Origin of the sequence: Bacillus sp. CGMCC 1.60114 (assembly GCF_042676365.1) — a bacterium.
In the GTDB taxonomy this organism is placed as follows: Bacteria; Bacillota; Bacilli; order Bacillales; family Bacillaceae_G; genus Bacillus_A; species Bacillus_A rhizoplanae_A.
Window position 1 is genome coordinate 1 of record NZ_JBHTHG010000112.1, and the last position, 23,015, is coordinate 23,015.

Below are 23,015 nucleotides of genomic sequence, written 5' to 3' on the forward strand. Positions count from 1 at the left end.
CTTCCTCGAATTTCCAGCTTCGCTTACTGCTTGTTAGAGCGGGATACAGTGAAACTTCCATTCGAAGGTGCCTTTCCTTCGAATGGTTAGTTGAACCAATCGGGTTCTTACAAGCAGTTCTCTTCCTCGAATTTCCAGCTTCGCTTACTGCTTGTTAGAGCGGGATACAGTGAAACTTCCATTCGAAGGTGCCTTTCCTTCGAAGGTTAGTTGAACCAATCGGGTTCTTACAAGCAGTTCTCTTCCTCGAATTTCCAGCTTCGCTTACTGCTTGTTAGAGCGGGATAAAGTAGAAAAGCAAAGATAATCACTGTATGTTCAAGTAACCTTGTCAACCAATCTACCTTTTTGTATTTTTAGTAAAAAAAGTAAAAAATATGAATAAAAATGGTAAGTAATTGCAATAAAGTGAAACTTCTATTCGAAGGTGCTTTTCCTTCGAATGGAAGTTTCACCTTCGTTTACTGCTTGTTAGAGCGAGATAAACAAAAAAATAAGTGATTGAGGGCTGTCCCTCAATCACTTATTTCTTACTAAAATATGATACAATCGCAAACCCTAAAATAAACGTAATAATAGAACTTACAATCGGCATACCGCCTGTTGGAATACTAGGAAACACCACTGCAATTGACCCAATAACGAGCCCGATAATAGCTGCATACGTTACACTCGCATAATGCTGCAATAAATAACTAATTCCTTTACTACTTATGACATCTCGATAACAATTAAAGTGCCGAAATCCTATATCACAAAAAAAGAAGCCATCTCAATAAAGATAGCTTCTCTTCCTTGTTCATTATTTTCCTACTTTTAATTCTTCTAACAATTCTTCTACATAATGCTGTGCACTTTGTGCTGCAATACTTCCATCACCAGTTGCTGTTACAATTTGACGAAGCATCTTTTCGCGAATATCACCAGCTGCAAAAATACCAGGAACTTTTGTTTCCATACGTTCATTTGTTTCAATATAACCATTTTCATTTGTAATACCTAGCTCTGCAAATGGTTTAGAAAGTGGCAGCATACCGATATAGATAAATGCGCCATCTGTTTTAAACTCTTGCTCTTCACCACTGTTTACATCCACAAGTGTTACGCTGCCTACTTTTCCGTTTGCTTCGTTAATTTCTTTTACAGTATGATTCCAAATGAAATCAATTTTTTCATTTTGGAAAGCACGGTCCTGTAAAATCTTTTGTGCACGTAATTGATCACGACGGTGAACAATTGTTACCTTCGTTGCAAAGCGTGTTAAATACACACCTTCTTCGACAGCTGAGTCGCCGCCGCCAATAACAACAAGCTCTTTACCTTTAAAGAATGCACCGTCACATACCGCACAGTATGATACGCCGCGGCCGCCAAGTTCTTTCTCTCCCGGCACGCCAATTTTCTTATATTCCGCACCGCTCGCTACAATAATTGCACGTGCTTTATATTCTTTCTTTCCAGCTACAACTGTTTTAAATTCTTTCCCATCAATAACTTGTTTCACATCACCATATGCGTATTCTGCACCAAATTTCTTCGCATGTTCAAACATCTTGTTTGATAAGTCTGGCCCTAAAATATGGTCATATCCTGGATAGTTTTCTACTTCTTCTGTATTTGCCATTTGTCCGCCCGGGATACCGCGTTCAAGCATCAACGTGCTTAAGTTCGCACGAGATGTATACACAGCCGCTGTCATCCCTGCTGGACCAGCTCCGATAATAATTACATCATAAATTTTTTCTTCTGCCATATTGTTCATCTCCTGTTCTTATCGCTCTTTTGATACCCTCATTATACTGTTCGCAATCGATTTTTCCCAATGATTTGCTTGCATTTATCCCGCTATTCGCGGGCAGTAAAACCCCCGAAGCTAGGAAGATTGGTGAGAGCATGCGCTCGAATGGTTAGTTACACTTTATGCATGCAAACGTCTTACCGCTTGCACATATTTTCGTACAGTTGCTACCGATACATTATATATATTCCCAAGCTCTGCCTGCGTCAGCTTATCTTGGCACTCGCCTCTTACAATATATTCAACTGCTGCTGACCAGCCATATACATTTGTAAAGGACGTTCCGCTCGTGTATAAACGTATAAATGTACAAAACCAAAGATGTAAACATTCTTCAATAAGCTCATCATCTTTTTTCGTATAATTGTATAAAGCATCTGCAATGCGAATACATTGTTCAAACTGCTGCAGTTCTCCTGGAATACTTTTATGACTGTTAATTAAAAAGAAATAGTTCGCTAGTTGCGATACAATCGGAACGCGATTAGGAGATTGCATAATATCAAAGAAAAAGCCAAGCTTCTCTGGTGTTGTCAGTTCATTCATTAAATATAAAGCGAGCATTTGCTCTTCCAATGTTTCACTTTTTTGAAACGATTGCTGAAGCTCTCGGAATAAAATATTTTGACCTTCATCTACTAAATTAATAGCATTCCAAGGTTCTTTTCCCTTTTTATCAGGATGTAATTCCACTACATGCGCCCACATTTTCTCGGCTGTTTGCTCATCCTTTACCATATAGGCAGAATATGCAAACCAATAATAAAAGCTAACATCACCTTCGTAACCTTGACGTTTTAACACTTTTAACCATTTATATGCACTTTCAAAACGACCAATTGTCGCAAATGTTGTCCCTAGTTTCACACGATGCTCAAACGACATCGGATACACTGCTTCCAATTGCTCTGCTAACTTTTCTACTTGCTTATATTCCCCAATGGAATATAGAAAAATAAGCGTATTACATAACGCATGAATATTCCCTGGATTTTTCTCTAAAATCAGCTCTGTCATTTTCAATGCTTGATCAACATTCCCAAGCTGAAAATGTGCGATTGCTAAGTTATTATGCGCTGACCAAAATTCAGGATATTCCGTTATGACACCTTCAAGCGTCGCAATCGCCTCTTCTAATTGACCGTTACGAATATAATGATTTGCTTGTTCTTGCATCACAATTAATCCATCTTCATCTTCGAATTCCGGCGCATCTATTTCTTCTTCTTCAATAATCTCTAGGAGCTCCATTGTTTCAGCAATAAATTCTTGATCCGTTGCAATTTCTAAATACCGCTCTGCATATTTTTTAGCTTGTTGAAATAATCCAAGATACGCATAATTATTTGCCATAAAATAATAGCATTCTTCTATTTGTTCACCCGTACGAACAATTTGTAATAAGATTTGATTTGATTCGTGATACTCTCCCGATTCCGATAATGCCGTTGCTAATTGACATAAAATAAACGGCTCTTTCTGACTTTGTGCCGCTCTCTTAAAATATTTAATTGCATCTTCTAAATGATGATTGCGATAAGCCTTCATACCTTTATTATAAAAGAAGTCAGCTAATTGATTAAAAGAAATAACTTGTCCGTTATCTTTACGAATTTCTTGATTTTTCCCCATAAATCCTCCATCATTTCATTCTTCTATCTATAAGTATAAACGATTCCGCCAAAAACAAAACAGTATATTATACGCAAATATTTCCTTTTCATTCCCTAAAAGAAAAGGAAAATGTTACATTCTTAACATTTCCCTTCTCTCGCTGCCATTTCCTCTTTCGTATAAATAATTCGCATCGGATTCCCACCGACAAAAGCACCGTTCGGTACATCACGATGAACAAGTGTCCCAGCTGAAACAATTGCCCCGTCTCCAATGACAACGCCAGGTAAAATAGTCGAATTTGCACCAATCATTACTTCGTCTCCAATAACAATTTCACCAAGGCGATATTCTGTAATTAAATATTCATGAGCTAATAACGTTGTATTATAACCAATAACCGAATTACGCCCAACTGTAATTTTCTCTGGAAACATAATATCTGGCATGACCATAAGTGCAAAAGAAGTTTTCTCTCCAATTTGCATTCGCAAAAATGTGCGATATAACCAATTTTTCATACGTAAAAAAGGGGTATATCGCGCAATTTGAATCACAATAAAGTTTTTCATCACTTTCCAAAACGAAACGGTTTTATATACATTCCATAATGAATTTGCTCCTGATACTGGATAGCGCGTTGTCCGTCGCACTTCTCTCTCTCCCTTTTTGTACTCCCGCTTAATTGCTGAGCTCCCCTAATGTTTAGGTAAGAAAACGATTAGTGAGGTAAAATTGTTAATAAGTCACTCATTTTTTCTAACACATAATCAGGTTTGTAAGACTCTAAATATTCGCGTCCTTTAATTGTCCATGCAACAGCAGCTGTCTTCACACCCGCATTTTGTCCACCAACAATATCGTGATGGTTATCACCTACCATCAAAGCTTCTTCCGGCTTTGCCTCTAATAACTGAAGTGCTCTTTGAATTGGCTCTGGATGTGGCTTCACATGCTCTACATCATCAATTGTGACCACAACATCAAAAAATTGTTTTAATTTTGATAGCTCTAATCCCATTTCAACAGTTTTGCGCACCTTTGTTGTTACAATCCCGACTTTATAACCTTTTTCACGAAGTTCCTGTACAGTTTCATACACTGTTTCATACTCTTCTACTAATTCATCATGATGCTCATGGTTGAAGTCACGATAACATTGAATAAGTTCTTCCACTCGATTCTCGTCGATTTTACTAAATGTATCGTGTAATGACGGCCCAATAAATGGAAGTACATCTTCACGCTTGTATTGATCTGGATAGTATTTGTCTAATGTATGTAAAAATGAAGAGATAATAAGTTCGTTTGTATTAATCAACGTCCCATCCAAATCAAATAACACTGTATTAATTTTCATCTTTTCGCCACCCTTAGTTGTTATATGAATAAGAAAAGAAGCAGCGCCGCATATGTGACGCTACTTTTTAATTCCCTCCGACTCATTCACTGAATCACAAAGCTATATCCTTATTGTTCTAAATATCGTTTATCCGCATACCCCATTTTTCGTCTCACAACAATGAAAATAATAGAGACGATAATTATGACAATTGATATAACTTGTGCAATGCGAAGCGGGCCGAGCATTAAACTGTCCGTACGCAATCCTTCTATAAAGAAGCGCCCGATAGAATACCAAATTAAATATGTAAAGAATAGTTCACCGCGGCGTAAATTTACTTTACGAAGGAATAAAAGTAAAATAACCCCAGCAAAATTCCATAATGATTCATATAAGAATGTTGGCTGATAATATACACCATCAATATACATTTGATTTATAATAAACTGTGGCAAATGTAAATTTTCGAGAAACTGACGCGTCACTTCACCGCCATGTGCTTCTTGGTTCATAAAGTTTCCCCAGCGTCCAATTGCTTGTCCAAGTAAAATACTTGGCGCAGCAATATCCGCTAGCTTCCAAAAAGAAAGACCGCGTTTTTTCGCAAATACAATTCCTGTAAGAACCGCTCCGATTAATCCGCCATGAATGGCTAAGCCGCCTTGACGAATCCTAATAATTTCGATTGGATTTTGTGAATAATAACCCCATTCGAAAATAACATAGTATGCACGTGCACAAAGAATTGCAATCGGCACCGCAATCAATACTAAATCAATAAATGTGTCTTTTGGAATACCAAGTCGATCACTTTCCCGAGTTGCGAGCCATAATCCAAGTAAGACACCAGAGCCGATAATCACACCGTACCAATAAATTGGAAACGGCCCGAGCTGAATTGCCACACGGCTAAGCTGTGGTACAGACCCTAACAGCATGTTTCTTCACTCCCTTTCTCTTTCGATCAGCAAAGGAGAAAGTCCCCTATACTGATGGAAGTTTCACTTGTATTAATTTTGATCTCCTAATTCAATTGCACTCATAAGACGCTCTGAAAATTGCTGCGCTGCATTGACACCCATTCGTTTTAAACGGAAATTCATCGCCGCCACCTCAATAATAACAGCTAAGTTTCGACCAGGTCGTACTGGAAGTGTAATCTTTGTAATATCCGTATCAATGATTTTCATTTTCTCTTCATCTAAACCAAGGCGATCGTAGTTTTTCTTTTGATCCCAAATCTCAAGATTAATTACCATTGAAATACGTTTATGATTACGTACTGCACCTGCGCCAAATAGCGTCATAACATTAATGATACCAAGCCCGCGAATTTCAAGTAAATGTTCAATTAGTTCCGGTGAACTTCCGACTAGTGTATCATCATCTTCTTGACGAATTTCTACACTATCATCAGCTACAAGTCGATGTCCGCGTTTCACAAGCTCAAGCGCTGTTTCACTTTTCCCGACACCACTTTGTCCTGTAATCATTACACCAACACCGTAAATATCAACTAATACACCATGAATTGCTGTTGTTGGTGCTAATTTACTTTCTAAGTAATTCGTCAAGCGGCTTGATAAGCGTGTTGTTTTTAACGGTGAACGCAATAATGGTACACCAGTCTGGCGAGATGCTCGCATTAATTCTTCAGGTACATCTTGACCGCGCGTTACGATAATACACGGTGTTTCTTCTGTACAAAGCGCTTGCATACGCACTTGTTTTTGTTCTTCTGTTAACGTATCAAAAAAAGTAAGCTCTGTTTTCCCAAGAAGCTGAACACGATCCGCTGGATAATATGTGAAAAATCCCGCCATTTCAATTCCAGGACGTGATAAATCACTTGTATCAATCGGACGATGAATTCCTTCTTCACCGCTTACTAGTTCTAAATGAAAATGTTCAATTAAATCTTTCGTTCGAACTTTTGGCATATGTAAACCTCCACGTTGCGGAATGTATCTAGGCAGCGTACTACCACTCTATCCGCTATTGTACCATTTTTTTCTGAAAACAAGAAATACGGTTTCTTTTGAAAAAGAAAAAAACATTCCACGCTTTGCGCAAAATGTTTTACGTTTTGTCGGATACTTATACTTTCCACTTATTTTTTTTCAGACAACGGTTCCACAATCACTTTATCAATTAACATGTTTAAAATCGAAATAAAAATTGCTGCGATAATCGCTGCCCCAAACCCCGATAAATTAAACGCATCGCCAAGTACCCAATCTGTAATTTCTAACGTAATCGCATTAATGACAATTAAGAAGAAACCAAATGTTAATATCGTAATTGGCAGCGTAATTAAAATTAAGAACGGTTTCACAATTACATTTAAAACTGCTAAAATGACGCTTGCAATAATTGCTGTTTGTATATTTGCTATTTCAAACGCACCCGGTGCAAATATTTTAAGAAGACCTGATACAGCAATTAAGACAATACTATTCACAATAAGTGATAGAATCCATCTCATATTCCTTACACTTCCTTTTCATTAGGGACAATTACGGCCCAAACTACATATATCAACAATAATACTTCAAAACAGAAAAAAATTCCAAGTAGAGATACAGTGAAACTTCCATTCGGAGGTGCTTTTCTTCCGAATAGTTAGTTGAACCAATCGGGCTCTTACAAGCAGTCCCTCTTCTCGCATTCCCATCTTTGCTTACTGCTTGTTAGAGCGGGGTACAGTGAAACTTCCATTCGGGGGTGCTTTTCTTCCGAATGGTTAGTTGAACCATTCGAGCACATGCAAGCAGTTCTCCGGATCTTGAAGCACTCAAAAGCAGCGAAATCATTTACTCATTTACAAGCACCTGTACACCTTTCACAATATTCCATATAAAAATTAAAAGATTCACAAGACCAAATAACAACATAGCAATGAGGACAATCATACCCATTTGCTCCGGTGTATTCATGACAAATACAAGTAGAAAAACAATAAATAAACAAAAGAACGGTAATAAATGTGAAATGAAAGCTCTCTTTGCATGAGATTTCACATCATTATAAGGAACAACAAAATACACAATAATAGGGAATAAAAAAGGGGCCACAAAAATACTGAAATAACAGCATGAAGCTAAAATTTTTTGCGTAGAATCCACAAAATCCACTCCCTTTTTCATGGATATAGAAGAAAACACCTAATAAAGAAGCAACACTTCTTTATTAGATGTTTGTTTTACTGCGTTAATTCTACTTCTTCCACTTTTTCTTTCATACGTGCTTTATCACGTTCTAAAATATCTTTTAAATATTTGCCTGTGTAAGAACGCTCTTCTTTCACGACCTGCTCAGGCGTACCTGTTGCGACGATTTGTCCGCCTTTATCTCCGCCTTCAGGCCCAAGATCAATAATGTAGTCTGCCGTTTTAATAACATCTAAATTATGTTCAATAACAAGCACTGTTTCACCATTATCAACAAGACGTTGAAGCACCTTTAATAGACGAGCAATGTCATGTGCGTGAAGACCTGTTGTCGGTTCATCTAAAATGTATAACGTTCGCCCTGTTGAACGGCGATGCAGTTCAGATGCTAACTTCACGCGCTGCGCTTCTCCGCCAGATAACGTCGTTGCAGGTTGACCAAGTTTCATATAATCGAGCCCTACATCCACAAGTGTTTGGAGCTTACGTTTAATTTTCGGGATATTCGCAAAGAACTCTACTCCATCCTCAATTGTCATCTCTAATACTTCAGAAATATTTTTATCTTTATATTTTACTTCCAATGTTTCACGATTATAACGTTTTCCATGACAAACTTCACACGGAACGTATACATCTGGCAAGAAATGCATTTCGATTTTAATAATCCCATCACCGCGGCACGCTTCGCAGCGGCCACCTTTCACATTAAAACTAAAACGACCTTTTTGATAACCGCGCACCTTCGCTTCATTCGTTTGTGCAAACACATCACGAATATCATCAAATACCCCTGTATATGTCGCTGGGTTTGAACGAGGTGTACGTCCAATTGGGGATTGATCGATATCAATTACCTTATCTAAATGATCAAGACCCTTAATTTCTTTATGTGCACCAGGCTTACTTTTCGTTTTATACAATTTTTGAGCAACCGCTTTATATAACACTTCATTAATTAATGTACTTTTCCCTGAACCTGATACACCCGTTACAGCAACAAATGTGCCAAGCGGGAATGACATCTTCGCATTTTTTAAGTTATTTTCCTTCGCTCCAATGATCTCAATTTTACGGCCATCACCTTTGCGGCGCTCTAGCGGAACTGGAATGAACTTTTTGCCTGATAAATATTGTCCTGTTAAGGAATTGTCATCATGCATCACTTCTTGCGGCGTACCTGCTGAAACGACTTGCCCGCCGTGAATACCTGCACCAGGACCAATATCTAATAAGTAGTCTGCGGCCATCATCGTATCTTCATCATGTTCGACAACAATAAGCGTATTTCCTAAATCACGCATATTTTGCAGTGTTTGAATTAAGCGATCGTTATCACGCTGATGCAGACCGATAGACGGTTCATCAAGAATATATAATACACCTGTTAACCGCGACCCAATTTGCGTTGCCAAGCGAATACGCTGTGCTTCTCCGCCTGATAATGTTCCAGCTGCACGGCTAAGCGTTAAATAATCGAGTCCTACGTTAACTAAGAAGCTAAGACGCTCTTTAATTTCACGCAAAATAAGATTGGCAATACTTTGTTGCTTTTCCGTTAATTCAATATCTGTAAAGAAATCATATGCTTCTTGAACAGAAAACTGCGTTACTTCCGCAATCGTTTTTCCGCCTACAAAAACAGCTAAACTTTCCGGTTTTAAACGACCGCCTTTACATTTAGGACAAGCTTGCTCTGCCATGTATTTTTCCATTTGCTCACGAATATAATCGGAGCTCGTTTCTCGGTAACGGCGCTCAATGTTTGGAATCACACCTTCAAAAATAATCTCGCTTTCCTTCACTTGACCAAAGTCATTCACATAACGGAAATACACTTTTTCATCTCCGCTTCCGTATAACACCTTCTCAAATAAGTGTTTCGGAATATCTTTTATCGGTACATCCATTTCAATGCCGTAATGGTTACAAACAGACTGCAACAATTGCGGGTAATATTGTGAACTTGTCGGTTCCCAAGGTGCAATCGCATGATCGTTTAATGATAAATCCCAGTTGGGAATCACTAAATCAAGGTCTACCTCTAGCTTCGCACCAAGACCGTCACAAGACGGACAAGCACCGAACGGACTGTTAAAAGAAAACATGCGCGGCTCAAGTTCACCAATAGAAAATCCGCAATGCGGACAAGCATGATGCTCGCTAAACAGCAACTCTTCTTCTCCGATTACGTCAATTAAAACGCGACCTTCACCAAGCTTCAAAGCCGTTTCTAATGAATCAGCAAGACGGCTTGCAATTCCTTCTTTCACAACAATACGGTCAATTACAACTTCAATCGAATGCTTTTTATTTTTATCTAACGTAATTTCTTCCGATACATCAAGCATTTCTCCATCAACGCGAACGCGGACGTACCCCTGCTTTTTAATGTCTTCTAACACCTTTACATGTGCACCTTTACGGCCTGATACAATTGGTGCGAGCACTTGCAGCTTCGTACGCTCTGGATATTCTAAAATACGATCTACCATTTGCTCAACTGTTTGCGATGTAATTTCAATGCCGTGATTTGGACAAATCGGTGTTCCGATACGCGCAAATAATAAACGTAAATAGTCGTAAATCTCTGTCACTGTTCCAACCGTTGAACGCGGATTGCGACTCGTCGTTTTTTGATCAATTGAAATAGCCGGAGACAATCCTTCAATTGCATCTACATCTGGTTTATCCATTTGCCCTAAAAATTGACGTGCATACGCCGATAGTGATTCTACATAACGGCGCTGTCCTTCCGCATAAATCGTATCAAATGCTAACGACGATTTCCCTGAACCAGATAACCCTGTTACAACAACAAGTTGATTTCTCGGAATGGTGACATCAATATTTTTTAAGTTGTGGGCTCTCGCACCTTTTACAACGATAAAATCTTTACTCATCGCCTTCACCCTTCTGCTTTTAGTTCTAGTAATAAATCACGAAGCTCAGCTGCCCGTTCAAAATCAAGCGCTTTTGCAGCTTCTTTCATTTCCGCTTCCATTTTTGCAATAACATTTTCTCGTTCTTTTTTCGTCATTTTCTTAGAAGTTAATGGTGCTGTTTCATACGTTTCAGTATCTTCCGCAGCCATCGTTGCACGAATGACATCGCGCACCCCTTTTTGAATTGTTTTTGGTGTAATCCCATGTTTTTCATTGTATGCTTCTTGAATTTGACGACGACGCTTCGTTTCATTGATTGCGATTTCCATCGATTTTGTAATTCGGTCTGCATACATCACAACATGGCCATTTGCATTACGCGCTGCCCGGCCAATCGTTTGAATAAGCGAGCGCTCTGAACGAAGGAATCCTTCTTTATCTGCATCTAAAATAGCTACGAGTGATACTTCTGGAATATCAAGCCCTTCTCGCAACAAGTTAATACCGACAAGCACATCGAACTTGCCAAGGCGAAGATCACGAATAATTTCAATTCGCTCTAACGTTTTAATTTCAGAATGAAGATAGTTTACTTTAATCCCAACATCTTTTAAATAATCCGTTAAATCCTCTGACATTTTCTTCGTTAATGTCGTAATTAATACACGCTCATTTTTCGCGATACGGTCTTGTATCTCTCCTAGTAAATCATCAATTTGCCCTTCAATTGGTCTTATATCAATTTGCGGATCTAAAAGCCCGGTTGGACGAATAATTTGCTCCACAACTTCCGGTGCATGTTCTAGTTCATACGGTCCCGGCGTTGCTGATACGTATACAACTTGATTCGTTTTCTCTTCAAACTCTTCAAACATAAGCGGTCTGTTATCTAGTGCTGATGGCAGACGGAATCCATGATCGACGAGCACTTGTTTCCGCGCTTTATCTCCGTTATACATCGCTCTTACTTGCGGCACTGATACATGCGACTCATCCATCACGATAAGAAAATCTTTAGGAAAATAATCTAATAATGTATATGGTGTTGAACCAGCTGGACGGAGCGTCAAATGACGGGAGTAGTTCTCAATCCCTGAACAAAAGCCCATCTCACGCATCATTTCTAAATCGTAACGTGTCCGCTGCTCTATCCGCTGCGCTTCTAACAATTTACCGTTATCATTTAATTCTTTTAAACGTTCTTCTAATTCTTTTTCAATATTTTCAATGGCAACTTTCATTTTTTCTTCGCGTGTAACGAAGTGAGATGCTGGGAAGATTGCCACATGCTCACGTTCTGCTAATACTTCACCTGTTAATGCATTCACTTCTCGAATGCGATCAATCTCATCGCCAAAAAACTCAATCCGAATACAATGTTCATCAAGGGATGCTGGAAAAATCTCAACTACATCCCCGCGCACGCGAAACGTTCCGCGCTGGAAGTCAATATCATTACGGCCGTACTGCACATCAACAAGTTCACGAAGCAATTGATTACGATCCTTCTCCATACCAACGCGTAAAGAGACAACAAGCTCACTATATTCTTCTGGAGAACCTAAACCGTAAATACAAGATACGCTCGCTACAATAATGACATCATCTCGTTCAAATAAAGACGATGTCGCTGAGTGACGCAATTTATCAATCTCGTCATTAATTTGTGCGTCTTTTTCAATAAATGTATCGGTTTGTGGTACATACGCTTCCGGTTGATAGTAGTCGTAGTAACTAACAAAATATTCAACCGCATTATTCGGAAAGAAATCTTTCAGCTCACTGTATAGCTGTCCTGCTAACGTTTTATTATGAGCCATTACAAGTGTTGGCTTCTTGACTTCTTTAATGACATTTGAAATCGTAAATGTCTTCCCCGTTCCTGTCGCTCCAAGCAACACTTGATGTTTCTTACCATTTTTAATGCCTGCTACCAGCTGCTCTATCGCTCTTGGCTGATCACCTTGAGGTGAATATTCTGAGACAATTTCAAATTGATGTTCCAAATAAATCCGACCTCCTCGTAAAAAATCTGTATTCTCATTTTACCACGAATACTCATAAAAAAACCAAAAAAACGAACAAGCATTCGATAAACAATTCGACAGCGTTTCTACTAATCGAATATATAACAACAAAAAAAGAGGCTTATTTACTAAGCATCTTCCTATAATTATTCATGAGATACCTTCAGCAAAAAATAACTGATATACTCGTGATTTTCTTTACATTCACTTAATGTATAGCTTACAGCTTCACCGCTTTTTTCTTTCATAATCCCTTTACACACATCACTTTTTTTCCCTTTATGACTTCCTCCAAATTTGTCGTTAGAATCATCAAAAAGATAATTTATATTGATTCCATCATAATCTAATGTTTGAAAAATCGGATCTCCTTCATCTGTATAATTTACAATACGCACTTTATCTGCTTTACTGCTTTTCACATGGGTCAGAAACTGCTGAAACTTATTCAAATTAGATTCTCTACCTATTTTTACAACGATATCATTCTTTTCATCAACTTTCGCTTCACCATGTTTCTGATTGCCTTCTACTGTTTTTACAGAAGACAAACAACCTGCCAAAACGCCTACGTAGAATAGAAAACACAACAAGATAATTCCTTTTCTCAACTTGATCCTCTCCATCCCGCTTTAACCTTATACTATCATTCAAAATGAAATAACTTGGCGCAGCAACAAAAACACCTATACAAATATCGACAAGAAACACACCATTTTGTGTATAGGTAGAATTTTCTAAAAATTTTATATTTACAATGCCCATTTTTCATATTACAATACGTTTAAAGATTCGACATTATACGACAACTCGATCTTAATGTTCAGAATATTATTATAACTACGAGGGTGAGGGATCTATATGGATCTATTTCGAAAAAAATCGATTTCCGCGCTGTTAGCACAATCGCAGCAGAAGGGAGCTTCTTTAAAAAAGGATTTAGGAGCATTTGATTTAACAATGTTAGGAGTCGGCGCCATTATTGGAACAGGTATTTTCGTTCTTACTGGTGTTGCCGCAGCCGAACATGCAGGACCAGCACTTATCTTATCGTTTATTTTATCCGGTTTAGCCTGCGTATTCGCAGCACTATGTTATTCCGAATTCGCTTCAACTGTACCAGTATCAGGTAGTGCGTACACTTACAGCTACGCAGCATTTGGAGAAATAATCGCTTGGATTTTAGGCTGGGATTTAATTCTAGAATATGGATTGGCATCTTCAGCCGTTGCATCTGGTTGGTCAGGATATTTCCAAGGATTATTAGCTGGCTTTGGCATTAAGCTGCCGCATGCTTTAACTAGCGCTTACAACCCTGCGGCTGGAACATATGTAGACGTACCAGCAATTTGTATTATTTTCATCATGACATTTTTATTAACGAGAGGTGCAAAAAAATCAGCTCGTTTTAACGCTATTATGGTAGCTATCAAGCTGTTTGTTGTTCTTCTCTTCATCGGTGTTGGCGCTTTCTATGTAAAACCTGCAAACTGGACACCGTTTATGCCATTCGGCTTCTCTGGTGTAGCAACTGGAGCAGCAACTGTATTCTTTGCTTATATTGGATTTGATGCTGTATCAACAGCTGCTGAAGAAGTAAAAAATCCACAGCGTAACATGCCAATTGGTATTATCGCTTCCTTAGCAATCTGTACAATTTTATATATCATTGTTTCATTGATATTAACAGGAATCGTTCCCTACAGTCAGTTAGATGTAAAGAACCCTGTAGCATTTGCACTGCAATATATCCATCAAGACTGGGTTGCCGGCCTTATCTCTTTAGGAGCAATCGCTGGGATTACAACAGTATTACTCGTTATGTTATACGGACAAACACGTTTATTCTACGCAATGAGCCGTGATGGCTTACTGCCAAAAGCACTTTCTCGTGTAAGCCCAAAAACGCAAACACCTGTTATGAATAGCTGGATTACAGCAGCTATGGTTGCTTTCTTTGCTGGCTTCGTTCCATTAAGCAAGCTAGCAGAATTAACAAACATCGGTACATTATTCGCATTCATCGTTGTATCAATTGGTGTTATCATCTTACGCAAAAAACAGCCAGACTTACCGCGTGCCTTTAAAGTACCATTCGTACCATGGATTCCAGCATTAGCAGTTCTATTCTGCGGATACCTAACATTACAGCTTCCAGTAACGACATGGATTGGCTTTGGCGTTTGGTTAGTTATCGGTTTAATTGTATATTTCAGCTACGGGTATAAAAATAGTACTTTGAAAAACGAACAAAAAGAAGACGTCGCATAAAGTGAAACTTCCGTTCGGAGATGCTTTTCCTCCGAATGGTTAGTTGAACCAATCGGGCTTTTACAAGCAGTTCCTTTTCTTGCACTCCCGTCTTTGCTTACTGCTTGTAAAAGCGGGGTAATAAAAAAGCTGTTGTCCATTCAGGGCAGCAGCTTTTTTATATTGACATACTTCAACTTCACATAGCTCGAATAAGAATTTTTCAACTTGAACGAACAACTAGCTCGTCACGCATTGTCCACACATGTTTTCTACTTATGGAATACAATGTATCAAAAACAAAGAAAGAGGTTTAACACGAATATGTTTGATCATCATGACAAATCTGATGAAGAATCTCTTAAAGATAAATCAAATACTCCTAACTGTTTTGTTGAAAACCATACAATTGGATCAACAAATTCACCAGTATTAGTTCTCGTACCAGGAGGCTCCAGTCACCAATCCGTGTTCCAAGACTTCACTGGCACTCCCAATAAAACATTACTTCAGTTAACTTCTGCTTCATTAAAAGGTAAAAATCCTGTCCCTTTGGCGATAACCATTATATCCAAAAGCCCCCGTAACCCTATTACTGCTATAATTACAGAAAGTACAAGAATATTTCAGGTAGAAAATTTTGAAAGCCTAAGTGTCTCAAATGTTTCTTCTGCTCAAGGCGGATTGAATGTATTTATCCAAAAAACATTCTGTATCTACCGTGAGGAATGAAGAAAATAAAAAGAGATGTTATCTTAGCGCGACAACATCTCTTTTTTCTTTTTCGGGAAAATAACATACGAAAGAGTAATAAACGTATCTACAGCAAAAACAATTCTCCACACTTTACTCACACGATTTGCGGCTTCATTTAAAAATACACTATCATCCAAGCTAGTTATATTTTCAAGCGGCGCCAATCCATACAAAAAGTAAAATACAATGTGCGTACCAGCAAATAAAACAAAGTGAATCCCCCAATGAAATAGCTCTTGCTTCGTATGTGCCCAGCCTGTTAATTCGACTGGTTCTTCTATCATCGGCAACGCTTCTCCCCGCCACTTTGCAATGATCCTCTGTATACGTAAATCCAGCTTTCTTAAATCTTTTTTTCCGTAAAAAACAGCATACAACAATATGATCACGATAATAATTTGAAACTGAGAAAACTTCCCGGTTTCATAATAATCAACGACACCTAACGTTAAAATAAACAATTCATTCAGCAATAACACAATCCCGGCAATAAAACTTGCTTTACGTAACTTAAAAGCATACCTTAACAGAAAAAAACTAATTGCTGCACACCAAAAAACAACCTCCGCGCCAACTAAAAGTACCCAGCGATACTCAGCTAGTATATTCATTGTCCCCCTCCTCTTTCATATACACCTCAAAAGCCACATCCATATATTGTAGAAGCTCCTCTTCAATCGGATACATATTCATCATTTTTGACTGCTCTGTTGACTTGCGCACTTCCCACAATTTATCTAAAAACGCTTCATCACCGTTCGCCATTTCCCTGCATTTCTCCAGAAGAATGCCTGTGATACCTTGTACCTCTGCATCACTTGGCATTTTCCTTTTTTGCATGAACTGACGCATTCTCTTTAATAAAATAATCCACTCTTGTACTTCCTCATCTTGCTCGCTCATGTTTGGTAAATTTTTGAGAAACTTCTCTTCTTCACGAGAAAATATTTGTTGCTGAAATAGCTGCCGCATACGAGGGGACTGCTGCGAAAGCTGAATAAGTTCAAACATAATATCCCAATTGAGCGCCCCTTCTAGCTCAGTGGAATATAAAACAGCTTGCAATATTTTCTCCATACGAGAAAACTTCTCCTGTTCTTCTCGAACAAACAATAACTGATTTTGCAAAACATCTTTGAAATTTACACGCTCTGTTTCTAACATATTCGTAATTTCTTTTAACGGGAATCCCATTTCTTTTAAAAACAAAATTTGCTGTAACTTTATAACATCACATTCGCTATATGAAAACTCCCGCCACTTATCCCCTTCGGATCTTGAAGTGGGGGTTTCTCGTGTATTACCTTCAAGGGATGCTTAACACGAGTGGAGTTGACACGGCTGCCTGATGGCACAACCCCTCTATTCCATCGGCAAATGCCTTTGGAACTACTTTTTTTAAGATATTATAGGAACCATTCACATCTGCGTTCAGCAGTTTGTTCTCTTTCGTACGATACAAGCCACGTTTGATACGTTTTCCACTGAATATAGGGATGTCTTCCTCACCGTAAGTGGGGATATCATCATTGTCTAGAAAGGATGCCTTGCTTGTATACGATTCTTCCACGACTTGTACAGTAACACCCTGTCGATGTGCCTTATATGTGATCATTTCAATGAATAGATTATGTGGGATATGGCAAAAGGATTGATTTTGTCGCGTCCCCATATCACTGTTTTGTTTCCATGATGTATTTTTCCCAATCGCAATCATAGAAATCTCATGTTGAACTGCGAAATGAACAATGTGGTAACTGATTTTGTGAAAGAAATCCTTTATCTTGAGAAACCGTTTCTCATGAAGTCTCTCTAAACGCTTGGATGTATGTGGTCCTTCTTTGGGTTCCTTTCCATGACGAAGAATACCCAGTAAATGTGCCTTTTGTTTGTTGTAGTATTGATTGATACTTTTAATGACATTGCCCTTTACTAACACAGGTATGGTTCCTGTATTCGTTGTGATAGTTGCAATGTTATTGATTCCTAAATCAATACTCATATAGCGATTATTGTCTACATACTTAAGTACTGAATCGGATTGTTCTGTTACAATTTCCACTTTAAACTTCCCGTAAACAGGAGAAACACGTACCTCTTTTAGATTTTCAATCTGTCCGAACAATTTACCGATATTTAATTTTATACCTGTTTTTGGAAAACAAATATACTTCTCTTGGAGTTTACATACTTGATTCGTGAATACAACTTCTCTCATAGATGATTTAATGTATTTTGGAATGCGAGGTCTACCCGTAAAAGTGGAAGGATGTTTTTCGTATGCTTTGATGGAAGCAAAGAATGATTTCCAGTTTTGATATAGCTTCTTCATAACCGCTTGATTCGTTTGTGCTGGCAAACTCATATAATCTTGTTGCTTCATTGTTTTAAACAAACAATCTAAAAAGTTATATGATAGGAATGATTTCTCTTTTGTCGGAAATGCAAACAGATTACATTTGATTTCTTTTCGCTTTTCTACAGGCTTTTCTTTCTGCTTTTGCACACGTTTTTGATATGCACGAAGTTGATTTTCATTCATGATTTCAATATATGCTTGTAATGTATGGAGAACTTCTTGTTGAAGTGGCTGTAATGGTTGATCCGTACGTAAGGCCGTATACACTTGGCGAATATAGAAGTTTGTTGTATTGTAGAGATTTTTTGCGTTTTGACACATTTCTAGGAAGTAAGAGTATAACTTATGGCCTTTCTTAATCCAAATTTGATAGGTTGCATATTCTTTTTCTTTTGTCATCATTTTCACCTCCTTCTTTCCTTTATGATACTACAAAACAGCCAAAAAAGAACATACATTCGCTGTTCTGCGAAAATATTTTTACAAATACGATGGCAATTCATCTCCAACTTAAACTGGGCTATGCCCTGCACGTTTTGAAGATGGAGTTTTCTTGCCAATTTTCCGATAAAAATAAAGAGCTGTTTACATCTAAGTTCATGTAAACAGCTCTTATAGAAATAATTCTTATTCATCATCTTCAAGATTTTTAAGCTTTCGTTTCTCCAGTGCACAAATCCAGAAAAAAATCGCACTGCCAGTCGCCATAATTGGAAACTCCCATCCTGTTTTCCCTTTTGTTATCATGTCGTAGAATGTCCAAATTAAAAGGCATGTACTATAAAACATAAAGGTATATCTAGAGGCTTTTCCAGTTACATACCAGTCATATTCATCAACCCGTCTTTTCATTACCATCCCCACCTATTCCAACGTAAAAATCTCCTCCACACTCATCCTAAAATACTTTGCAATCTTCAACGACAACTCCAAACTCGGATTATAATGATGGTTTTCAATCGCAACAATTGTCTGACGCGTCACTTGCATTGCTTTCGCCATCTCAACTTGCGTAATATGATTTTGTTTTCTTAATTCTTTAATTCTGTTTTGTACACCCATAGAATCCACCTTTAAAAAGTAAAGATATCTTTACTTTCATTATAAATATTACCAAAAATAAGTAAAGATATCTTTACAAAATTACCAATAAAAAAAGACCTACTCAGCAAGTCTTCTACACAAAATGCAATACATATACAAGCGTATACCCAAGAACAGAAAGTAATACCGATCCAATTGCCCCTGCAACAAATCCTTTTTCAAAGGAGGACAAATATAATCCATTTATCTTGAACTTGGTTACAGCTTTGCTGTTGTACAATCCCATATTGTCTGCGACGGATGGGGTTTTTTAGAAGAAAAATAAAAAAACCTTTTGGTAAACTATTAGTTATTTACCAAAAGGTTTTTATGCTTATTTTACAGTTGCCTATGTACACTGATCCGCGGCTGCACGGCTTAGGAGCACGTGCTTTTTTAGTGACCGCTAACTTGATCTACATGTGCAATGTGTTTCCGTCCAAAAGCAACGACCAGCATGGCCAAGAATACAAATACAGCGCCAATTACGAAAGGAACATGTGGAGTATACGTTTCAGCAAGCTTATTTGCCAGCCAAGGTCCGATCGCTCCGCCAATGAAACGGACGAAGCTGTATGCTGCGGAGGCCGTAGCGCGCTCTACTGGCGCAACCTGCATAACCGCTGTAGTAATCAAAGTATTATTCGTTCCCAAGAATAGGCCTGCGATGATAACGGAAACAATAATAACTGTTCTTGATTCTGTCCAAATTCCCATTGCCAAAAGAGTTAATGCAAACAAGGTTAACATCGCGCACATTGATTTAATCGTTCCAAATCTGGCTTGAAGCTTCGGAGCAACAAAGACGGATGTGATAGCGAGACAAATTCCCCATCCAAGGAACACATATCCCAATCCATGCTCATCCAATCCCATAACGAATGGAGCGTATGCCATTAACGTGAAAAATCCGATGTTATAAAGGAATGCTGTAACCCCAAGTCTTAATAATCCAGGGAATTTCAATGCTTTGATTGGATCAAGGATAGAGCTTTTCACTTTCGGCTTTGCAACCTGAGGCATTTTTAATAAAAGAGCCAAAAAAGCGATGATCATTAACACGCTTACCCCGTAGAACGGGCCGCGCCAAGAGATAGAGCCTAGTTCTCCGCCAAGCAGCGGGCCTACGGAAATACCAAGCCCGATGGCTGCTTCATACAAAATGATTGCTTTAGTGGTTCCGCCTACAGATAAACCTACTATCGCAGACAACGCTGTGGCAATAAATAATGAGTTGCCAAGTCCCCATCCACCGCGGAAAGCGACAATTTGCCATATTCCGTTTGAAGAACCCGCCAGTGCCGAAAAGACGATGATGAATAGAACGCCGGTCAATAAAGTCCATTTAATGCCAATTCTACTGGAGACAACGCCGGTGATCAGCATCGCAATCCCAGTGATCAAGTTATAACTTGAAAATAGTAAGGAAACCTGGCTTGGGGTTGCATGAAGTTTTTCTGCAATCGCAGGTAAAATAGGATCGACAAGTCCTAAGCCCATGAAAGAAATGATTGCGGCAAAAAAGATAACCCAAACGACAAGCGGCTGTTTGGCCGATTGGTTTTGGGCACTAAGTGAATATGTTTGATTTGAATTCATCCATCTCAAACTCCTTTATATATGGTTTTGGGGCGAGTTCAACCTATTACAGTTCCCTGATTGATATCCCTTATCTATCCCCTTTACATTGAAAAAAGCTATGATTGCAATTTCGTTACAAATATTAGTATAAAACTTTTTAACCTTAACGTCAACGTTAATTAAAGTGAACCAAAAAATGATTTCATTAATAACTCCCTCTTCATCGTTAGCGTAAACCGCTTGTTTTCTCTGAAAAGCTTTGGTTGTAGTATAATAGTCTTGAGCTAAAAAGCTCCATCCCGCTAGTGTAATAGTAAAAATAAAGAAATATAGGAGCGAAATGATGGACGGAATAAAAATAGATGACGTAGCGAAGCAAAGCGGTTTAACGAAACGAACCATCAGATATTATGAACAAATCGGATTGTTGCCTGCTCCCCCGCGAAGTGAAGGGGGCATAAGATTATATTCCCAGGAACATATTGACTTCCTGAAAAAAATCACAAATGCCAAAGAAGTAATGGGTTTTTCCCTTCAGGAGCTTCAGCAATTCATCGCGCTCAGCGACACGTTAGAGCTTCACAAAGCGGATTACAGGCAAGTAAAAGGCACAAGTGAACAAACAGAAAAGTTAAGAAAAGTAGTACATACTATCGAAGAGCAGCTGAACTTCATCGAACAAAAAAAGAAAAACATCTTAAAGGTCGAAGAAGATTTAGTCTCACTCAGGGACCGTGCGAAAGCAGCGCTGGTTCGATTTGAAGAAGAAGAATCTGGGCAAAACGAGTGAGAAAAACGGACTTATTTGGATAGTTTCATCTTGAAAATTACAGAGCTTCTATTCGTTATTGCATTTTATTTCTTAACTTGATGGCGATGTAAAAAAGCCCTATCAAGCCTATTTATTTCATTACTTTTCTTTATCATTAGCATAACGATTGCTAGATACATATTCTAAGAATACGGATTTATAAAAAAACTGCTGAACCATAACGTTCAGCAGTTTTTATCATCTATTCCAAATTCCATTTGATCATGTCATAATCACCGGTCTTCTATACAAAATGCAATACATATACAAGCGTATACCCAAGAACAGAAAGCAATACCGACCCAATCAATCCTGCAACAAATGCTTTTGTTCCTAGTTTACGAAATGTCTTAAATTCTACATTTAATCCAAGACCAGCCATTGCCATTGCCATGAGCATGTAGGCAACAACCACAATATCGCTTGCGATTGTTTCAGGTACAATTCCTAATGAATGAAACGCACTAACTGCTAAGAAGCCAAAAATAAACCATGGAATCGGAACATCACGCCAAGATTTCTTTTCCCCCGCTCCTTCTCCTCGTTGAAACCATATGCCAATTAATATCGCTACAGGTACAAGAAAGGCAACGCGCGTTAACTTCATAATTACCGCAATATCAACCGACTCGCTTCCACCAGGTGCTGCAGCTGCAATTACATGAGCAATTTCATGCAATGTTGCACCAGAAAAAACACCATATTCATACGGGGACAATTGAAGCACAGGATACAACAGCGTGTATGCTAATGTGAAAATAGTTCCTAAAATCGCAACGATCGCTGCACTAACTGCTACTTCTTCGTCCTTCGCTTTTACTTGCGGTCCAATCGCAATAACTGCTGCCGCTCCGCAAATCGCTGTTCCGCATGCTGTTAACATGCCAAGCTTCTTTTCCACTTTACAAACACGTGTTAATGCATATACAACAATAAGTGTAAATGTAATGACGATTGCCGCCATGACCAATACCTTCGGGCCCGCCTTCACAATATCAACTAAATTTAATCGCATACCAAGTAATATAATTCCTAGACGCAGTAGTTTTTTACTCGCAAAATTCGTTCCTGCAATCGTTTGAGCTGGTACACCAACTGTCGCTCTCCATACCATTCCAATTAGAATAGCAATTACTAATTGGCCCATAATACTTAAAAATGGAAGCTGCGCCAAATATTTCGCAACAATAGCAATCAGTAACGTAATCCCAACACCTTGCGCAAATCCAAAACGCTTCTCCTTTTGTAACGCTATCATTTGTTCCATTTCGTACCACTCCAATAATCATATTGGAACATGCATGTTCGTTCTACTTTCATTATAAGAGAATTTTAA

General features: G+C 38.4%; 20 protein-coding genes and 2 pseudogenes. 3 read left to right on the forward strand and 19 right to left on the reverse strand.

What is annotated here, in order from left to right; all coding sequences use genetic code 11:
- Positions 1-523 precede the first annotated feature (523 nt).
- The 12 genes and pseudogenes from ACFQZ1_RS17855 to ACFQZ1_RS17910 form a co-directional block, all read right to left on the reverse strand.
- Positions 524-718: pseudogene (locus ACFQZ1_RS17855) on the reverse strand (DUF368 domain-containing protein); the annotation flags it as partial.
- Positions 719-802: 84 nt separating this feature from the next.
- Positions 803-1,753 (reverse strand): thioredoxin-disulfide reductase, encoded by a 951-nt coding sequence (trxB, locus tag ACFQZ1_RS17860; protein WP_377883546.1) that lies wholly within the window; start codon positions 1,751-1,753, stop codon positions 803-805.
- Between the two features lie 165 nt (positions 1,754-1,918).
- Positions 1,919-3,430, reverse strand: coding sequence for a tetratricopeptide repeat protein (locus ACFQZ1_RS17865; RefSeq protein ID WP_377883547.1), 1,512 nt, complete (start codon positions 3,428-3,430; stop codon positions 1,919-1,921).
- Between the two features lie 122 nt (positions 3,431-3,552).
- Positions 3,553-4,065: an acyltransferase gene (locus ACFQZ1_RS17870; RefSeq protein ID WP_377883548.1), complete on the reverse strand. Its 513-nt coding sequence runs from the start codon at positions 4,063-4,065 to the stop codon at positions 3,553-3,555.
- A gap of 68 nt (positions 4,066-4,133) precedes the next feature.
- On the reverse strand, positions 4,134-4,772 hold the full coding sequence (gene ppaX / locus ACFQZ1_RS17875; protein WP_377883549.1) for a pyrophosphatase PpaX: 639 nt from the start codon (positions 4,770-4,772) through the stop codon (positions 4,134-4,136).
- A gap of 110 nt (positions 4,773-4,882) precedes the next feature.
- Positions 4,883-5,695: a prolipoprotein diacylglyceryl transferase gene (lgt, locus tag ACFQZ1_RS17880; RefSeq protein ID WP_377883550.1), complete on the reverse strand. Its 813-nt coding sequence runs from the start codon at positions 5,693-5,695 to the stop codon at positions 4,883-4,885.
- 72 nt (positions 5,696-5,767) lie between these two features.
- On the reverse strand, positions 5,768-6,697 hold the full coding sequence (gene hprK / locus ACFQZ1_RS17885) for an HPr(Ser) kinase/phosphatase (protein ID WP_377883551.1): 930 nt from the start codon (positions 6,695-6,697) through the stop codon (positions 5,768-5,770).
- 170 nt (positions 6,698-6,867) lie between these two features.
- Complete coding sequence (locus tag ACFQZ1_RS17890) at positions 6,868-7,242, reverse strand: phage holin family protein (protein ID WP_336482312.1); 375 nt, start codon at positions 7,240-7,242, stop codon at positions 6,868-6,870.
- A 328-nt stretch (positions 7,243-7,570) separates the two neighbouring features.
- Entirely contained in the window at positions 7,571-7,882 is a 312-nt protein-coding gene (locus ACFQZ1_RS17895) for a hypothetical protein (protein ID WP_377883552.1), read from the reverse strand.
- Positions 7,883-7,959: 77 nt separating this feature from the next.
- A complete protein-coding gene (gene uvrA, locus ACFQZ1_RS17900; RefSeq protein WP_377883553.1) occupies positions 7,960-10,830 on the reverse strand; it encodes an excinuclease ABC subunit UvrA in 2,871 nt (956 codons plus the stop codon).
- Between the two features lie 5 nt (positions 10,831-10,835).
- Positions 10,836-12,818 (reverse strand): excinuclease ABC subunit UvrB, encoded by a 1,983-nt coding sequence (gene uvrB, locus ACFQZ1_RS17905; RefSeq protein WP_377883554.1) that lies wholly within the window; start codon positions 12,816-12,818, stop codon positions 10,836-10,838.
- 167 nt (positions 12,819-12,985) lie between these two features.
- The gene (locus ACFQZ1_RS17910) at positions 12,986-13,450 is read right to left on the reverse strand and encodes a DUF4362 domain-containing protein (protein ID WP_377883555.1); all 465 of its coding nucleotides are present in this window, start codon (positions 13,448-13,450) and stop codon (positions 12,986-12,988) included.
- Positions 13,451-13,700: 250 nt separating this feature from the next.
- Between ACFQZ1_RS17910 and bcaP the strand changes: the two genes are divergently transcribed.
- Complete coding sequence (bcaP, locus tag ACFQZ1_RS17915; RefSeq protein WP_377883556.1) at positions 13,701-15,110, forward strand: branched-chain amino acid transporter BcaP; 1,410 nt, start codon at positions 13,701-13,703, stop codon at positions 15,108-15,110.
- A gap of 303 nt (positions 15,111-15,413) precedes the next feature.
- Positions 15,414-15,821: an exosporium protein D gene (locus ACFQZ1_RS17920; protein WP_377883557.1), complete on the forward strand. Its 408-nt coding sequence runs from the start codon at positions 15,414-15,416 to the stop codon at positions 15,819-15,821.
- Positions 15,822-15,844: 23 nt separating this feature from the next.
- On the opposite strand, the gene ACFQZ1_RS17925 is transcribed toward ACFQZ1_RS17920, so the two are convergent.
- The 6 genes and pseudogenes from ACFQZ1_RS17925 to ACFQZ1_RS17950 all read right to left on the reverse strand — a co-directional run bounded on the left by ACFQZ1_RS17925 (position 15,845) and on the right by ACFQZ1_RS17950 (position 20,886).
- Positions 15,845-16,456: a hypothetical protein gene (locus ACFQZ1_RS17925; protein ID WP_377883558.1), complete on the reverse strand. Its 612-nt coding sequence runs from the start codon at positions 16,454-16,456 to the stop codon at positions 15,845-15,847.
- Positions 16,440-17,090: pseudogene (locus ACFQZ1_RS17930) on the reverse strand (MerR family transcriptional regulator); the annotation flags it as partial. The pseudogene ACFQZ1_RS17930 and the gene ACFQZ1_RS17925, both read right to left, overlap by 17 nt.
- Positions 17,091-17,151: 61 nt before the next feature.
- A complete protein-coding gene (locus tag ACFQZ1_RS17935) occupies positions 17,152-18,603 on the reverse strand; it encodes an RNA-guided endonuclease InsQ/TnpB family protein (RefSeq protein WP_377883559.1) in 1,452 nt (483 codons plus the stop codon).
- Positions 18,604-18,831: 228 nt separating this feature from the next.
- The gene (locus ACFQZ1_RS17940; RefSeq protein WP_377883560.1) at positions 18,832-19,056 is read right to left on the reverse strand and encodes a hypothetical protein; all 225 of its coding nucleotides are present in this window, start codon (positions 19,054-19,056) and stop codon (positions 18,832-18,834) included.
- Positions 19,057-19,068: 12 nt separating this feature from the next.
- Positions 19,069-19,266, reverse strand: a complete 198-nt coding sequence (locus tag ACFQZ1_RS17945) for a helix-turn-helix transcriptional regulator (RefSeq protein ID WP_377883561.1) — start codon at positions 19,264-19,266, stop codon at positions 19,069-19,071.
- 417 nt (positions 19,267-19,683) lie between these two features.
- The gene (locus ACFQZ1_RS17950; protein WP_377883562.1) at positions 19,684-20,886 is read right to left on the reverse strand and encodes an MFS transporter; all 1,203 of its coding nucleotides are present in this window, start codon (positions 20,884-20,886) and stop codon (positions 19,684-19,686) included.
- 325 nt (positions 20,887-21,211) lie between these two features.
- Between ACFQZ1_RS17950 and ACFQZ1_RS17955 the strand changes: the two genes are divergently transcribed.
- Positions 21,212-21,658, forward strand: coding sequence for a MerR family transcriptional regulator (locus ACFQZ1_RS17955; RefSeq protein WP_377883563.1), 447 nt, complete (start codon positions 21,212-21,214; stop codon positions 21,656-21,658).
- A gap of 265 nt (positions 21,659-21,923) precedes the next feature.
- Here the strand turns inward: ACFQZ1_RS17955 and ACFQZ1_RS17960 are convergent, their stop codons facing one another.
- Positions 21,924-22,946, reverse strand: a complete 1,023-nt coding sequence (locus tag ACFQZ1_RS17960; protein ID WP_377883564.1) for a YeiH family protein — start codon at positions 22,944-22,946, stop codon at positions 21,924-21,926.
- Positions 22,947-23,015: the final 69 nt, after the last annotated feature.